Here is a 14,082-nt window from a genome sequence, read left to right on the forward strand (position 1 = left end):
TGCCTTCCCTGCCACCACCTAGGCCGACCAGCGCACAGTGGCGTCAGCGCGTTGGTGCAGATCGGGCAGCAACTCCAGCCCCAGCCCGGGTTTGCCGTTCAGGCTGAGCATGCCTTGGCTCACTGTGGGCAGCTCGGTCACGAGTTCCTTGTACCAGCCGGTATAGAAAGCGCGCACACTTTCCTGGATCAGGGCATTGGGCGCGTGCAGGGACAGGTGGCTGGACGCCGCCCAGACCACCGGCCCGGTGCAGTCGTGCGGCGCGACGGGCAATTGCCAGGCGTCGGCCATGGCCGCGATCTTGCGCGCTTCGGTGAGGCCGCCGCACCAGCTCAGGTCCAGCATGGCGACACCGGCCACGCCGGTCTGCAGGTAGTCCTTGAAGCCCCATTTGTAGCTCAGCGTTTCGCTCGCGCAGATCAGCGCGTCGCAGTCCTTCGAATACTGCTTGAGCAGGTCCAGCGAATCCATGCGGATGGCGTCTTCGTGCCAGAAGGTGTTGAAGGGCTTGAGCGCGCGCGCAATCTTCTGCGCCATCGGCAGCCGCCACAGGCTGTGAAACTCCACCATGATGTCCATCTGCTCGCCGACCGCCGAGCGAATCTTGCGGAAGGGTTCCAGCGCGAGGTCCAGGTCGGTATTGCTGATGTACTGCCCGTCGCTTTTTTCGGCCGCCGGATCGAAGGGCCATATCTTCATCGCCGTCACGCCTTCAGACAGCAGCGACTCGGCCAATTCGTCGGCATGGTGCAAAAAGGCTTCGAGGTCTTCATACGGCCCGGCGTTGGCTTTCTTCGCCTGGCCGATGCCCCAGTTGGCGCTGGACTGGTTGACGGTGCTGCGCACGTACTGGTAACCGGCACAGGTGTTGTAGATGCGAATGCTGTCGCGGCTCTTGCCGCCCAGCGCGGTATACAGCGGCATGTTGGCCGCCTTGCCGAAAATGTCCCACAGCGCGATGTCGATGGCCGAGTTGCCCCGGGTTTCCACGCCGGAGCCGCGCCAGCCGAGGTAACCGGTGATGTCCTTGTTGCGCGCCTCGATGGCCAGCGGGTCCTTGCCCAGCAGCTTGGGGCCAGCCCACTCGTGGATATAGGCTTCCACGGACGCTGCGCCCATGAAGGTCTCGCCGAGGCCAACCAGGCCTTCGTCGGTGTGGATGCGGACCCAGATGATGTTGGGAAACTCGCCCAGCCTCAGGGTTTCGACTTTGGTGATTTTCAATTCATGCTCCGAAAAAAAGGCCGCAAGAGAAAACCCTTGCGGCCTTGTGACGATACGGCCGATACGCCGCTTAACCGCCGCGCGCCTTCTTCAGCGCGTCCATCACCATCTTGACCGGCTCAGCGCCTATGGTTGGAATGTTCTTGTCATAAACGGGCTTGACCTTGTCGAACATGCGTTTCTGCTCGGCCGCACTCACCTCGTTGACCGTCATGGTTTTCTTCAGATTGGCCAGCGACTTCTCGTTCAAGGCGCGGTTCGCCGCACGCTGGACTTTCTGGCCTTCCATCGCCGCTTCACGCAGCACCGCCTGCTCCTGAGGGTTCAGCTGGTCCCAGAGTTTTTTGCTGTACAGCACCAGGAAGGGGGTGTAGGCGTGGCGTGTCACGCTCAGGTACTTCTGCACTTCGCTGAACTTCGAGGTCTCGATGGTCACGAAGGGATTTTCCTGGCCATCAATCGTCTTGGTTTCCAGCGCAGTGAAGACCTCGCCAAACGCCATGGGTACGGCGTTGGTACCCAGGGTCTTGAAGGTATCCAGGAAGATGTTGTTCTGCATCACGCGAACCTTGACACCTTCAAAATCTTCCGCCTTGGCGACCGGCCGCTTGCTGTTGGTCAGGTTGCGAAAACCGTTTTCCCAGTAGGCCAGATTGATCAGGCCGGCCTCTTCCAGCTTCTTGTTGAAGTAGGCACCGGCCGGGCCGTCAAGCACAGCATCGGCTTCCTTCTCGTTGGCAAACAGGAAGGGCAGATCGAAGGCGCCAAGTTCCTTGACAATGCCGACCAGCGGCGAGCTCGAGGTGCACACCATTTCCTGGGTGCCGGCGCGCAGCGCCTGTGTGGCCGGCAGGTCGCCGCCCGCAGCGCCGCCCCAGAAGGCATTGATCTTCATCTTGCCGCCGGTCTTCGCAGCCAGCACTTCCTGCATCTTCTTGACGCCGACGCCGACCGGGTGGTCTTCGTTGACACCGTTGGTGAACTTGATCGTGCGGTCGGCAAACTGCGCGAAGCTCGACGTGGCCACCAGCAAGGCGGCTGCGGCAAGGGCCAGGGTTCTGCGTTTGAACATGGTTGTCTCCTTTTATAAAAACGACAGGGGTTGGGAAAGGGAAGTCATCGCATCCACCACTTGAGCGGTTCGGTCACGATGGAGGGAAAAAGTACCAGCAGGAACAGCACCGCAAGCTGGGCCATCAGGAAGGGCATCACACCCTTGAAAGCCTCGTCCATGCTGATTTTTGCGACACCGCACACCACGTTGAGCACCGTGCCCACCGGCGGGGTGATCAGGCCGATGGCGTTGTTCATGATGAACATGATGCCGAAATACACCGGATCGATGCCAGCCTTGAGCACCACCGGCATCAGCACCGGCGTGAGGATCAGCACCGTCGGCGTGAAGTCAAGCGCGGTGCCGACCACCACGATCAGCACCATCATCACGAACATCAGCAGCATCTTGTTGTCCATGAAGGGCGACATCAGTCCGGCAACTTCCGTGGGGATGTTGGCGACCGTGATCAGCCAGGCGCTGACCATGGCCGCAGCCACCAGGAACATCACCACCGCGGTGGTCTTGCCGGCCGCGAGAATCAGTCCGTACAGCTCCGACCACTTGAGCTCGCGGTAGATGAACATGCCAACCACAAAGCTGTAGACCGCAGCCACCACTGCGGCCTCGGTCGGCGTGAAGATGCCGAACTTCATGCCGCCGATGATGACGATGGGCAGGGTCAACGCAAACCCGCCCTGGGCCGTGATATGCAGGCGCCCGGCCATGGAAAGTTTGGGCGCGGGTTGCACGTTCTCCTTGCGGGCAATCCACCACCAGGTCAAACCGATTGCCGCACCCATCAGGATGCCGGGCACAATTCCGGCCAGAAACAGCTTGGTGATGGAGACGTTGCCGGCCACGCCGAAAATGATCAACCCGATCGACGGCGGTATCACCGGCGCAATGATGCCGCCGGACGCAATCAGGCCGGAGGCCCGCCCGACGTTGTAACCGGCAGCCCGCATCATGGGAATCAGCAGCGCGGCCAGCGCGGCGGTGTCGGCAATCGCCGATCCTGACAGCGAGGCCATGATGACAGCGGCAATCACCGTGACGTAACCGAGGCCGCCGCGAAAATGCCCGACCCAGGCCATGGCCAGGTTGACAATGCGGCGGCTGATGCCGCCGGCATTCATGAATTCGCCGGCCAGCAGGAAAAACGGCACGGCCAGCAGCGGGAAGTTGTCGGCGCCATCGACAAAACGCTGGGCCAGAATCTGGCTGTCAAAAGTCACCAGGCCGCTGGTGGCGGCCAGGAAAGCCATCAGCGTCACGCCGCAGACAAGCAGCGCATAGGCAATAGGCATGCCAATCGCCATGGCGGCCAACAGGCTGAGAATAAAGACGCTGACGGTCATGACTTGCTTCCCTGCATTTGTTTTTCGACGTCGGCCAGGCCTTCGGTTTCGATCACCTGCACCAGCTCGGCCTCGCTGATGCGCCCCGTCACCAGCCGGAACAGCACATTGAGATTGATGATGGCCATCACCACGCTGACGATGTAGCCAATGCCGTAAATCCAGATCATGGAAATGCCGACCACCGGCGAGACATTGCTGACCTGCAGCTCATGCATTTCATAAGTTCCCATGAAAAAGAGCACATTGCAGAACAGCATCAGTGCCTCGCTCAGGAACAGGCAGAGTTTCTTGCCAAGCACCGGCAGGTGCTTGACCAGGGTGTCCACGCCCAGATGCCCGCCTTCGTGCATGGCCAGCATCGCACCGATATAGGTCAGCCAGATGAAGAAGTACCGGGACATCTCGTCCGAGACGGAGATGCCCGAATTGAAGGCATACCGCAGCACCACGTTGCCGAACACCATGAAAACCATGGCCACCATGCAGACGACCACCAGCAGCTCCAGTAACTTGAAGAACCAGAAAATCGCCGCATCCATTGCCTTTTGCAAATTCATTTTTCCGCCTGTTGTCTGGTGGGAGGGCTCAGGCCGCCTTGAGCTGCCGTGCGGGGCTGCTCAGGACCGGCAGGCGGCGGCGCGAGGCCAGCACCTCTTCGATGTCTTCCTTCGCGCCGTCGATCAGCACGCGGATCGCGCGCTCGGCTTCGTCGGGCTGGTGCGCGATCACCGCGTCCAGCACGGCACGGTGCAGCGGCAGGGAGTGGGTCGGGCCATCCTTGCGGCGTGTGGAAATTTCAAAGCTGGTGCGCAGCAGCGCACCCAGCGCCTTGCTCATCTGCACCAGCATGCGGTTGCGGCTGGCGCGCAGCAGGCCCTGGTGGAAACGCAGGTCGTGCGTGACATAGTCGCCACCCTCCTCGACCGCATGTTTCATGCCGGCATAAGCGGCCTCGACCTCGGCGATGTCCTGTGCCGTGGCGCGCTCCGCCGCCAGACGCATCGCGGCAGGCTCCACCACGCGGCGCAGGTCCTGCAGGTCACGCAAAAATTCGGGTGTCAGTCCGGCCTTGGACTGCCAGATGATGACGTCGGGATCGAACCAGTTCCAGTGGTCCTCCGACAACACACGCGTTCCCACCTTGGGGCCGGTGGTCATCAGGCCTTTGGCAATCAGCGACTTCACCGCCTCGCGCACCACCGTGCGGCTGACACCCAGCTCCTGGCACAACACCGGCTCGGGCGGGATCGACGCACCCACGGCATACCGGCCCGCAACAATGGCTTCGCCAAGGTGGTCAACCGTGTTGCCGTGAACGTTTTTGATCATTGCCGTCCGTTTAATGGTTATTACTAGGATTTGCGGCGCAATGGTATGACGATAATATGTTTATCAATTAAGGATTTTCCCTATGACCGCCTCCAAGACCCCCCGGAAGAAACCCGAAGAGCTGCGCAGCCAGCAATGGTTTGGCCGCCAGGACCGCGACGGTTTCGCCTACCGCAGCTGGGTCAAGGGCAAGGGCGTGCCGCATGACCAGTTCGACGGCCGGCCCGTCATCGGTATCTGCAACACCTTCAGCGAACTGACGCCCTGCAACAGCCACTTCCGCACGATCGCCGAGCAGGTGAAGATCGGCGTGTACGAGGCCGGCGGCTTCCCGCTGGAGTTCCCGGTCATGTCGCTGGGCGAAACCCTGTTGCGTCCGACCGCCATGCTGTACCGCAACCTGGCCAGCATGGACGTCGAAGAAAGCATTCGCGGCAACCCGATCGATGGCGTGGTGCTGCTGATGGGCTGCGACAAGACCACGCCTTCGCTGGTGATGGGCGCGGCCAGCGTGGACCTGCCGACGGTGGGTGTCAGCGGCGGCCCCATGCTCAGCGGCAAATGGCGCGGCCAGGAGCTCGGCTCGGGCACCGGCGTCTGGAGCATGAGCGAGCAGGTGCGCGCCGGCACCCTCAAGCTCGCCGACTTTTTCGAGGCCGAAAGCTGCATGCACCGCAGCCACGGCCACTGCATGACCATGGGCACGGCCAGCACCATGGCCAGCATGGTCGAGGCGCTGGGCATCGGCCTGCCGGGCAACGCGGCCTACCCCGCAGTGGATGGACGGCGCAATGTGCTGGCGCGTTTGGCCGGGCGCCGCGCGGTCGAGATGGTGCATGAAGACCTGCTACTTTCGAAAATCCTGACACGCGAGGCGTTTGAAAACGCCATCAAGACCCTGGCGGCGATTGGCGGATCGACCAATGCGGTGATCCACCTGATCGCCATGGCCGGGCGTATCGGCGTCAAGCTCACGGTGGACGACTTCGACCGCCTGGCCAGCGAACTCCCCTGCCTGGTCAACCTGCAGCCTTCGGGCAAGTTCCTGATGGAAGACTTCTGTTACGCCGGCGGCCTGCCGGTGGTCATGAGGGAAATCGCGCAGCACCTGCACCTGGACGCGATCACGGCCAACGGCCAGACCATTGGCGCGAACATCGCCGACGCGCAGAACTACAACACCGAGGTGATCCGCCCGCTGGCCACGCCCTTCAAGGACAAGGCCGGCATTGCCGTGCTGCGCGGCAACCTGTCGCCGCGCGGCGCGGTCATCAAGCCGAGTGCCGCCACGCCGGCGCTGATGGTGCACACCGGCCGTGCGGTGGTGTTTGAAAACATCGAGGACTTCCACGCACGCATCGACGACGACAGCCTGGACATCGATGAAACCTGCGTCATGGTGCTGAAAAACTGCGGCCCCAAGGGTTACCCCGGCATGGCGGAGGTCGGCAACATGCCGTTGCCGCCCAAGATTCTCAAAAAGGGCATCACCGACATGGTGCGTATCAGTGATGCCCGCATGAGCGGCACGGCCTACGGCACCGTGGTGTTGCACACGGCGCCCGAAGCGGCGGCCGGCGGCCCGCTGGCGATTGTGCAAAACGGCGACCTGATCGAACTCAATGTGCCCGCGCGCAAGCTGCATCTGCACATCAGCGACGAGGAACTGGCGCGCCGCCTGGCCGAATGGAAAGCACCCCCGCCACCGCTGTCCTCGGGCTACTGGAAGCTGTATGTCGACCATGTGCTGCAGGCCGACGAAGGTGTGGACCTCGATTTCCTGGTCGGCAAACGCGGCTCCTTCGTGCCGCGCGACAACCACTGATTCACAAGGGCTGACATGAAATTACTCATCACAGGCGGCGCCGGTTTTGTGGGCGCCAGGCTTGCCCGCGCGATTCTCCAGAAAGGCCAACTCGATGGCCAGGCCATTGACGAACTGCACATTGCCGACATGTTTGCACCACCCGCCGACCTGGCGGCTGATGCGCGGGTGCGGGTGCACACCGGTCCGCTGCTCGACCAGTCGGCCCTGTTTGCCGGCGGCTTCGACGCCGTGTTTCACCTGGCCTCGGCGGTGTCGGGCGAGTGCGAGCTCGACTTCGACCTGGGCCTGCATTCCAACCTGGACAGCACCCGCCTCCTGCTCGACAGCCTGCGCCAGGCCGGCAATGTCCCGCGGCTGGTGTTCGCCAGTTCGGTGGCGGTGTTCGGCCCGGACGCGTCCAACCCGTTGCCCGACCTGGTGAGCGACCACACCCTGCCGTCGCCGCAGACCTCCTACGGCATGCACAAGCTGGTGTGTGAACACCTGATCGCCGACTACACCCGCAAGGGTTTTGTCGATGGCCGGTCGGCGCGCCTGATGACGGTCACGGTGCGCCCAGGCAAACCCAACGGCGCGGCGTCCTCGTTTTTCAGCGGCATCATCCGGGAGCCCCTGGCCGGCGTGGAAACCACTTGCCCGGTGGATGCGAGCGTCACGCACCCGGTGTCATCGCCGTCGAACACGGTGCATGGCCTGATCACCGTGTTCGAGGCCAGCCAGCAAGCCATGGGCGGACGCCTGGCGCTCAATCTGCCGGGGCTCAATGTCAGCGTCGGCGAGATGCTGCAGGCCCTGGAAGAGGTCGCCGGCCCCGCAGTTCGCCAGCGGGTGCGCTTCGAGCGCGACGAACGCATCGCCGGCATCGTGGCCAACTGGGCACGCGGTGCCAGCGCCGGTCGGGCGCATGCGCTGGGCCTGAAGCCCGACGCATCCTTCAAGGCCATCATTGAACAGTACATCGAGGATTGCCGCAGCCCCGCCTACCCGGCGGGTGCCCTGCAGGGCATGTCCTGACCCATGCCCACCGGCATGCCTGGCCCCATTGCCCGCACGCGGCCCGCATGAACAGCCGACGATTGCTGGCGGTGGACTGGGGCACCTCGTCACTGCGCGGGGCGCTGGTCGCGCCCGATGGCCAGGTGCTGGAGGAACGCGCCCTGGCACGCGGCATCCTCAGCGTGGCGGCAGGCGACTTCCCGGCGGTCTTTGAAAGTTCGTTTGGCGACTGGATGACGGCCGGCACGCTGTGCCTGATCTCGGGCATGGCCGGCAGCCAGCAGGGCTGGCGGGAAGCGCCCTACTGCGCCTGTCCGGCCGGCTTCAGCGACATCGCCGCGAGGCTTGAATGGCTGGAGCCCGGCCGCATCGCCCTCGTGCCCGGCCTGAGCATCAGCGCGGAAGGCATCCCCGATGTCATGCGCGGCGAGGAAACGCAAGTTATTGGCGCCCTGCTGCTGCTGGGCATCACCGATGCGCGCCTGGTGCTGCCGGGAACCCACAGCAAATGGGTCACGGTCGCCGGCGGCCGCATCACCGACTTTTCGACCTGGATGACCGGTGAGTTCTATGCCCTGCTGCGCCAGCACTCGATTCTGGCGCGCACGCTGCCTGCGCAGGAGCCGCCGGCAGACACCGCCGCCTTCAGTCAGGGCGTGGCCCGCGCACTGGCCGGCCCCGGCCTGCTGCACACCGCCTTCAGCACACGCACCCTGTCCCTGTTCAAGCGCATGGGCTCCGATACCCTGCCCAGCTACCTGTCGGGGCTGGTCATCGGCGAAGAACTCAAAGGCCAGAACCTGCAGCGCGGCGAGTCCGTGGTGCTCATGGGTGCAGAGGCGTTGACCGCGCGTTACGAACAGGCACTGGTGCAGCTGGGCGTGACGGTCCGTCGCGTGGGCGCCAGTGCCACCTGGCGCGGCCTGCGCGCCATTGCCGACACCTTGTCTTCACCCTCTCCTGCCTGAACCCATGAACGCCTCCCAAAAATTTTCCGCTGCCCTGCAGGCCCTTCCGCTGGTCGCCATCCTGCGCGGCCTGCGCCCTGCAGAGGCCATCCCGGTGGGGCAGGCGCTGCTGTCCACCGGCTGGACGCTGATCGAGGTTCCGCTCAATTCACCGCAACCGCTGGACAGCATTGCGGCCCTGGCCGCGGCCTGCCCCCAGGCCTTGATCGGCGCCGGCACGGTGCTCAGCGTGGAAGATGTGCGCAATGTGCAGGCTGCGGGCGGCCAGCTGATCGTCTCGCCCAACTTCAACACGGCCGTCGTACGCGAGGCTGTGCGGCTGGGTCTGGTCTGCCTGCCCGGCGTGATGACCGCCAGCGAGGCCTTTGCCGCGCTTGAATGCGGCGCCACCGGCCTGAAAATTTTCCCGGCGGAGATGATCACGCCCGCCGTGCTGAAAGCGCTGCGCGCCGTGCTGCCGGCCGCCACCAGCGTGCTGCCGGTGGGCGGCATCACGCCGGACAACATGGGGCTTTATTTCGCCGCGGGCGCCAGCGGCTTCGGCATCGGCTCGGCGCTTTACAAGCCCGGAATGGCGGCCGCCGAGGTCGCTGCAAACGCTACGAAATTCATAGCTGCTTGCGCTGGTACCATCAGGGCATGAGCACTCTTTCATCCTCCAATTCCTCAGCCATCTCCTTCGGCCTCGCGGGCCGCGTCTGCATCGTCACGGGCGGCGCCCAGGGCATCGGCGAGGCGTGTCTACGGCGCTTTGCGCGCGAGGGCGCCCAGATCGTCATTGCCGACATCGACGACAGCCGCGGCGCCGCACTGGCCGGTGAACTGGGCGGCCTGTACGTGCATTGCGACGTCGGCGACAAGGCCCAGGTCGATGCGCTGGTGGCGCAAACCCTGGCCGCCCACGGCCGCATCGATGTGCTGGTCAACAACGCCGGTATCTTCAGGGCTGCCGATTTTCTGGAGATCACCGAGGCCGACTTCGACGCCGTGCTGCGCATCAACCTCAAAGGCTCGTTTCTGGTGGGCCAGGCCGTGGCGCGTGTGATGGCCGGCGCGGGCAAGGGCAGCATCATCAACATGAGTTCCGTCAACGCCGTGCTGACCATTCCCACGATTGCCAGCTACAACGTCAGCAAGGGCGGCATCAACCAGCTGACCCGCGTGATGGCGTTGGCGCTGGCCGACAAGGGCATCCGTGTGAACGCCGTCGCGCCCGGCACCATCGCCACCGAGCTGGCCGCCAAAGCCGTGCTGACCAGCCCCGAGGCCACCGCCCGCATCATGAGCCGCACGCCCATGAAACGCCTGGGCGAACCCTCCGAAATCGCCGACACCGTGGCCTACCTGGCCAGCGACGCGGCGAGTTACATCACCGGCGAGATCGTGGTGGTCGACGGTGGGCGCATGACGCTGAACTACACCGTGGCGGTGTAGGACCCCACCCCTTTCGTGTCAAAACGGGGGTCGATGACCCCCGCCATTGACATGGATCATGCAGGCCGCAGAACGCAGTCCAAAAGGGGCGGGTATTCAATAGACTGGGAACTCCCCTTCTGGAGCCTTCCATGTCAACTCGCCTGATTTCCATTCTCGCAGCCACCACCGTCCTCGGTCTGGCCGGCTGCGCCCCGATGCCTCCTGGCCACGCGGCACACCACCCCGGCGTGTCGGCGCCCGCTCCGGGTCAAGGCATGCCGATGGCGCGCATGGACGACCACATGACCGCCATGCGTGCCATGCACGACAGAATGTCGCGCGCCAAAACACCGGAGGAGCGCAACGCCCTGATGGCCGAGCACCAAAAACTCATGCAGGACGGCATGGGCATGATGGGCGGCATGGGACCCGGCGCCACGGGCGGTATGGGAGGCATGGGGGGCATGATGGGACCCGGTACTGGCCCCATGGCCGGTGACCCGGCGGCACGCCAGCAATGGCTGGAAAAACGCATGGAGATGATGCAGTCCATGATGCAGATGATGATGGACCGCCTGCCCCCGGCACCCGCCAAACCCTGAAAGACACCATGACCCCCCGCACCACGTCCTCCGCCGGCGCTGCCTACGGCTTTTACTGCCAGCCGCGCGACAGCAGCTTCGCCCATGTGGTGATCCGTGTCACCGACGCCCTCAAGGCCGAAGGTTTCGGTGTGCTGACCGACATCGACGTTCAGGCGACCCTAAAAACCAAGCTGGGGGTCGATGTGCGGCCCTACCGCATCCTGGGCGCCTGCAATCCGCCGCTGGCGCATCGCGCCCTGACCGCTCAACCCGACATCGGGCTGCTGCTTCCCTGCAACGTCATCGTGCGTGAAGACGGCGATGGCAGCTTCACCGTGGGCTTCATGGACCCGGTGGCGGTGATGCAGATGACCGACGACCCCGAGGTGGCCCGGGTCGCCGACGAGGTTCGCAGCCGCCTTGAGCGGGTTCGCTCGGCACTGACCGTAGCGCCCGGCGGCACCGCGAAAACCTGAGGGGGTCCGCTTATGCCCGGGATGTTTTATGACGGCGGCTACATGACGGGCATGCACGGGTTGGGGTGGCTGGTTCTGTTGGTTCTGCTGGTCCTTCTCGCCGGGATTTTTCTCTTCGGGCGGGGCCGCTATCCAGACCGCGGAGATGACCGGCGTGAAACGCCGCTCGAGGCGTTGCGCAGGCGGCTGGCCAATGGCGACATCACCGTGGCGGAGTACGAAGAGCGCAAGGCCCTGCTCGATCGGGACGGCGGCCGGTCCGCCTGAGTTCCGGTCATCGCCGCCCCTCCCAAGGGAAGGGTTAACGCCCCCGGCGATTTGACCTTTCCTCCATGGGAAGGTTTATCCTTTTCATGAAGCTGTTCAGGTCTTCAGTACAGAAAAGGATGCTTTCCATGAAACACACACCACCCTCTCATCCTGATGGCGTGGCAGCCGGCTCCGTACATGACCACGGTCATGCCCATCCTGACGTCCCCACCGGTCTCAAGGACCCCGTCTGCGGCATGGTGGTCACCACCGCGTCAGGGCATCAGCTCGAGCACGAAGGCAGGTCCTGGTATTTCTGCAGCGCAAGCTGCCTGGGAAAATTCGCCGCCCATCCGTCAGCCTACCTCGACGCGCCGGCGGCCGCACCCATGTCGCCAGCAAAAGACGCCGCTGCGGGGGGCCAGGCCGGGGACACCGTCTACACCTGCCCCATGCACCCGGAAATCCGGCAGGACCATCCCGGCAACTGCCCGATCTGCGGCATGACGCTGGAGCCGGTCATGCCCAGCCTCGCCGAGGACGAGAACCCGGAACTCCAGTCCTTCACCCGCCGCTTCTGGTGGACGCTGCCGCTGACGGTAGTGGTCACCGTGCTGGCTATGGCCGGCCACCAGCTCGGCTGGTTCGCCATGGCCACCCAGAGCTGGATCGAGCTGGTGCTGACCCTGCCCGTGGTGCTGTGGGCGGGCTGGCCGTTTTTTGTGCGCGGTGCGCAGTCGGTCATCCACCGCAGCCCGAACATGTGGACGCTGATCAGTCTGGGGACGGGCGCCGCTTTTGTTTACAGCGTGGTCGCAACCGTGGCACCCGGCGTGTTCCCCGAGTCGTTCATTTCCATGGGACGCGTGGCGGTCTATTTCGAGGCGGCGGCCGTCATCATCTCGTTGACGTTGCTCGGCCAGATGCTGGAGCTGAAGGCGCGTTCGCAGACTTCGGCCGCCATCAAGTCCCTGCTTGGGCTGGCGCCCAAGACAGCGCGGCGCATCCATGCCGACGGCACGGAAGAAGACGTGCCGCTGACCCATGTGCATGTGGGCGACAGCCTGCGCGTGCGCCCCGGCGAGAAAGTGCCGGTCGATGGTGTCGTCATCGAAGGCGCCAGCGCGGTTGACGAGTCGATGCTAACCGGCGAGCCCCTGCCCGTGAGCAAACGGGCGGGCGACAAGCTCATTGGCGCCACACTCAACACCAGCGGCGCCCTGGTCATGCGTTCCGAACGTGTGGGCGCGCAGACCATGCTGTCGCAAATCGTGCAGATGGTGGCGCAGGCCCAGCGCTCGAAGGCGCCCATGCAGCGCATGGCCGACCAGGTGGCCGGCTGGTTCGTCATGGCCGTGGTGACGGTGGCGGTACTGACTTTTTTCGGCTGGGGTTTTTTCGGCCCGCAGCCGAGCTGGGTGTACGGCCTGATCAACGCTGTGGCGGTGCTGATCATCGCCTGTCCCTGCGCACTGGGCCTGGCCACGCCGATGTCCATCATGGTGGCCACCGGCAAGGCGGCCGGCCAGGGCATTCTTTTCCGCGATGCGGCGGCGATTGAACATTTGCGTACTGTCGATGTGCTGATCGTCGACAAGACCGGCACGCTGACGGCGGGCAAGCCGGCCTTCGACCGGGCGATCCCGGCGGCCGGCTTCAGCGCCGACGAGGTGTTGCGGCTGGCCGCCAGCCTGGACCAGGGCAGCGAACACCCGCTGGCAGACGCCATCGTGAATGCGGCGCGCGAGCGCGGCCTGGCGCTGGATAAACCCGAGAGTTTCGAGTCGGCCAGCGGCATCGGTGTCAGTGGGCGCGTCGCCGGCAAGGCACTCGCTCTTGGCAACATGGCGCTGATGGAGCAGGCCGGTGTGGCTGTGGACGACTTGCTGATGCAAGCAGAAGCGCTGCGTGCCGAGGGTGCCAGCGTGATGCACCTCGCCGTGGACGGCCAGCTCGCCGGCCTGCTGGCGGTGGCCGATCCGGTCAAGGCCAGCACGCCCGAGGCGCTGGCAACGCTGAAGGCCGCTGGCCTGCGTGTGATCATGGCCACGGGGGACGGCCTGACCACGGCCAGGGCCGTCGCTGCACGCCTCGGCATCGACGAGGTCCACGGCGGCGTCCAGCCCGCCGATAAGCTGGCCCTGGTCAAGCGCCTGCAGGAGGAAGGTCACATCGTCGCCATGGCGGGCGACGGCATCAATGACGCGCCGGCCCTGGCCCAGGCCAATGTGGGCATCGCGATGGGCACGGGTACCGACGTGGCCATGAACAGCGCCCAGGTGACGCTGGTCAAGGGCGACCTGCGCGGCATCGCCCAGGCCCGGGCGATCTCGGAGGCCACCATCGCCAACATGAAGCAGAACCTCGGATTTGCCTTTGTGTACAACGCCCTGGGCGTGCCGCTGGCCGCGGGCCTGCTCTTCCCCTTCACCGGCTGGCTGCTGTCACCGATGATTGCGGCCCTGGCGATGAGCCTGAGCTCGGTATCCGTGATCAGCAACGCGCTGAGGCTGCGCAAGGCACGTCTGCCCGCCGCTGTGTAACGGGTCTGCGCGCGAGCCCCTCAGCCTGTGGGGCAGGGCCGCGCCCTTACA

14 protein-coding genes are annotated in these 14,082 nt (G+C 64.6%); 9 read left to right on the plus strand and 5 right to left on the minus strand.

Going from position 1 to position 14,082, the window contains the following annotated elements:
• Positions 1–18: 18 nt before the first annotated feature.
• The 5 genes from PSV26_RS08855 to PSV26_RS08875 all read right to left on the minus strand — a co-directional run bounded on the left by PSV26_RS08855 (position 19) and on the right by PSV26_RS08875 (position 4,971).
• Positions 19–1,224 (minus strand): mandelate racemase/muconate lactonizing enzyme family protein, encoded by a 1,206-nt coding sequence (locus PSV26_RS08855; RefSeq protein ID WP_300569911.1) that lies wholly within the window; start codon positions 1,222–1,224, stop codon positions 19–21.
• 70 nt (positions 1,225–1,294) lie between these two features.
• Positions 1,295–2,296 carry a TRAP transporter substrate-binding protein gene (locus tag PSV26_RS08860; RefSeq protein ID WP_300515023.1) on the minus strand — a complete coding sequence of 334 codons (1,002 nt, stop codon included), beginning with the start codon at positions 2,294–2,296 and terminating at the stop codon, positions 1,295–1,297.
• Positions 2,297–2,340: 44 nt separating this feature from the next.
• Positions 2,341–3,639, minus strand: coding sequence for a TRAP transporter large permease subunit (locus tag PSV26_RS08865; protein WP_300515021.1), 1,299 nt, complete (start codon positions 3,637–3,639; stop codon positions 2,341–2,343).
• Positions 3,636–4,199, minus strand: a complete 564-nt coding sequence (locus PSV26_RS08870) for a TRAP transporter small permease (protein ID WP_300515018.1) — start codon at positions 4,197–4,199, stop codon at positions 3,636–3,638. The genes PSV26_RS08865 and PSV26_RS08870 overlap by 4 nt, the downstream gene beginning before the upstream one ends.
• A 28-nt stretch (positions 4,200–4,227) precedes the next feature.
• Complete coding sequence (locus PSV26_RS08875) at positions 4,228–4,971, minus strand: FadR/GntR family transcriptional regulator (protein ID WP_300569913.1); 744 nt, start codon at positions 4,969–4,971, stop codon at positions 4,228–4,230.
• Positions 4,972–5,053: 82 nt separating this feature from the next.
• Between PSV26_RS08875 and PSV26_RS08880 the strand changes: the two genes are divergently transcribed.
• The 9 genes from PSV26_RS08880 to PSV26_RS08920 all read left to right on the plus strand — a co-directional run bounded on the left by PSV26_RS08880 (position 5,054) and on the right by PSV26_RS08920 (position 14,031).
• On the plus strand, positions 5,054–6,796 hold the full coding sequence (locus tag PSV26_RS08880) for an IlvD/Edd family dehydratase (RefSeq protein ID WP_300569916.1): 1,743 nt from the start codon (positions 5,054–5,056) through the stop codon (positions 6,794–6,796).
• Between the two features lie 15 nt (positions 6,797–6,811).
• On the plus strand, positions 6,812–7,813 hold the full coding sequence (gene denD, locus PSV26_RS08885) for a D-erythronate dehydrogenase (RefSeq protein ID WP_300569919.1): 1,002 nt from the start codon (positions 6,812–6,814) through the stop codon (positions 7,811–7,813).
• Positions 7,814–7,860: 47 nt separating this feature from the next.
• Positions 7,861–8,763 carry a 2-dehydro-3-deoxygalactonokinase gene (locus PSV26_RS08890; protein WP_300569922.1) on the plus strand — a complete coding sequence of 301 codons (903 nt, stop codon included), beginning with the start codon at positions 7,861–7,863 and terminating at the stop codon, positions 8,761–8,763.
• Positions 8,764–8,767: 4 nt separating this feature from the next.
• Positions 8,768–9,406, plus strand: a complete 639-nt coding sequence (locus tag PSV26_RS08895; protein WP_300569924.1) for a 2-dehydro-3-deoxy-6-phosphogalactonate aldolase — start codon at positions 8,768–8,770, stop codon at positions 9,404–9,406.
• Positions 9,403–10,197, plus strand: coding sequence for an SDR family NAD(P)-dependent oxidoreductase (locus tag PSV26_RS08900; protein ID WP_300569925.1), 795 nt, complete (start codon positions 9,403–9,405; stop codon positions 10,195–10,197). Before PSV26_RS08895 ends, PSV26_RS08900 begins: the two co-directional genes overlap by 4 nt.
• A gap of 131 nt (positions 10,198–10,328) precedes the next feature.
• The gene (locus tag PSV26_RS08905) at positions 10,329–10,781 is read left to right on the plus strand and encodes a hypothetical protein (RefSeq protein WP_300569928.1); all 453 of its coding nucleotides are present in this window, start codon (positions 10,329–10,331) and stop codon (positions 10,779–10,781) included.
• Positions 10,782–10,789: 8 nt separating this feature from the next.
• Positions 10,790–11,239 carry a DUF302 domain-containing protein gene (locus PSV26_RS08910; RefSeq protein WP_300514998.1) on the plus strand — a complete coding sequence of 150 codons (450 nt, stop codon included), beginning with the start codon at positions 10,790–10,792 and terminating at the stop codon, positions 11,237–11,239.
• A gap of 12 nt (positions 11,240–11,251) precedes the next feature.
• The gene (locus PSV26_RS08915; RefSeq protein WP_300569931.1) at positions 11,252–11,506 is read left to right on the plus strand and encodes an SHOCT domain-containing protein; all 255 of its coding nucleotides are present in this window, start codon (positions 11,252–11,254) and stop codon (positions 11,504–11,506) included.
• Between the two features lie 128 nt (positions 11,507–11,634).
• On the plus strand, positions 11,635–14,031 hold the full coding sequence (locus PSV26_RS08920; protein ID WP_300569934.1) for a heavy metal translocating P-type ATPase: 2,397 nt from the start codon (positions 11,635–11,637) through the stop codon (positions 14,029–14,031).
• The last annotated feature ends 51 nt before the right edge of the window (positions 14,032–14,082 follow it).

This window comes from Polaromonas sp., assembly GCF_029945685.1.
GTDB lineage: Bacteria > Pseudomonadota > Gammaproteobacteria > Burkholderiales > Burkholderiaceae_C > Polaromonas.

Coding starts and splice junctions, on each gene's coding strand:
- PSV26_RS08870 (WP_300515018.1), bottom strand. CDS start 4,199: ATGAATTTGCAAAAGGCAATGGATGCGGCGATTTTCTGGTTCTTCAAG.
- PSV26_RS08900 (WP_300569925.1), top strand. CDS start 9,403: ATGAGCACTCTTTCATCCTCCAATTCCTCAGCCATCTCCTTCGGCCTC.
- PSV26_RS08895 (WP_300569924.1), top strand. CDS start 8,768: ATGAACGCCTCCCAAAAATTTTCCGCTGCCCTGCAGGCCCTTCCGCTG.
- PSV26_RS08905 (WP_300569928.1), top strand. CDS start 10,329: ATGTCAACTCGCCTGATTTCCATTCTCGCAGCCACCACCGTCCTCGGT.
- PSV26_RS08915 (WP_300569931.1), top strand. CDS start 11,252: ATGCCCGGGATGTTTTATGACGGCGGCTACATGACGGGCATGCACGGG.
- PSV26_RS08910 (WP_300514998.1), top strand. CDS start 10,790: ATGACCCCCCGCACCACGTCCTCCGCCGGCGCTGCCTACGGCTTTTAC.
- PSV26_RS08875 (WP_300569913.1), bottom strand. CDS start 4,971: ATGATCAAAAACGTTCACGGCAACACGGTTGACCACCTTGGCGAAGCC.
- PSV26_RS08920 (WP_300569934.1), top strand. CDS start 11,635: ATGAAACACACACCACCCTCTCATCCTGATGGCGTGGCAGCCGGCTCC.
- denD (WP_300569919.1), top strand. CDS start 6,812: ATGAAATTACTCATCACAGGCGGCGCCGGTTTTGTGGGCGCCAGGCTT.
- PSV26_RS08880 (WP_300569916.1), top strand. CDS start 5,054: ATGACCGCCTCCAAGACCCCCCGGAAGAAACCCGAAGAGCTGCGCAGC.
- PSV26_RS08860 (WP_300515023.1), bottom strand. CDS start 2,296: ATGTTCAAACGCAGAACCCTGGCCCTTGCCGCAGCCGCCTTGCTGGTG.
- PSV26_RS08865 (WP_300515021.1), bottom strand. CDS start 3,639: ATGACCGTCAGCGTCTTTATTCTCAGCCTGTTGGCCGCCATGGCGATT.
- PSV26_RS08890 (WP_300569922.1), top strand. CDS start 7,861: ATGAACAGCCGACGATTGCTGGCGGTGGACTGGGGCACCTCGTCACTG.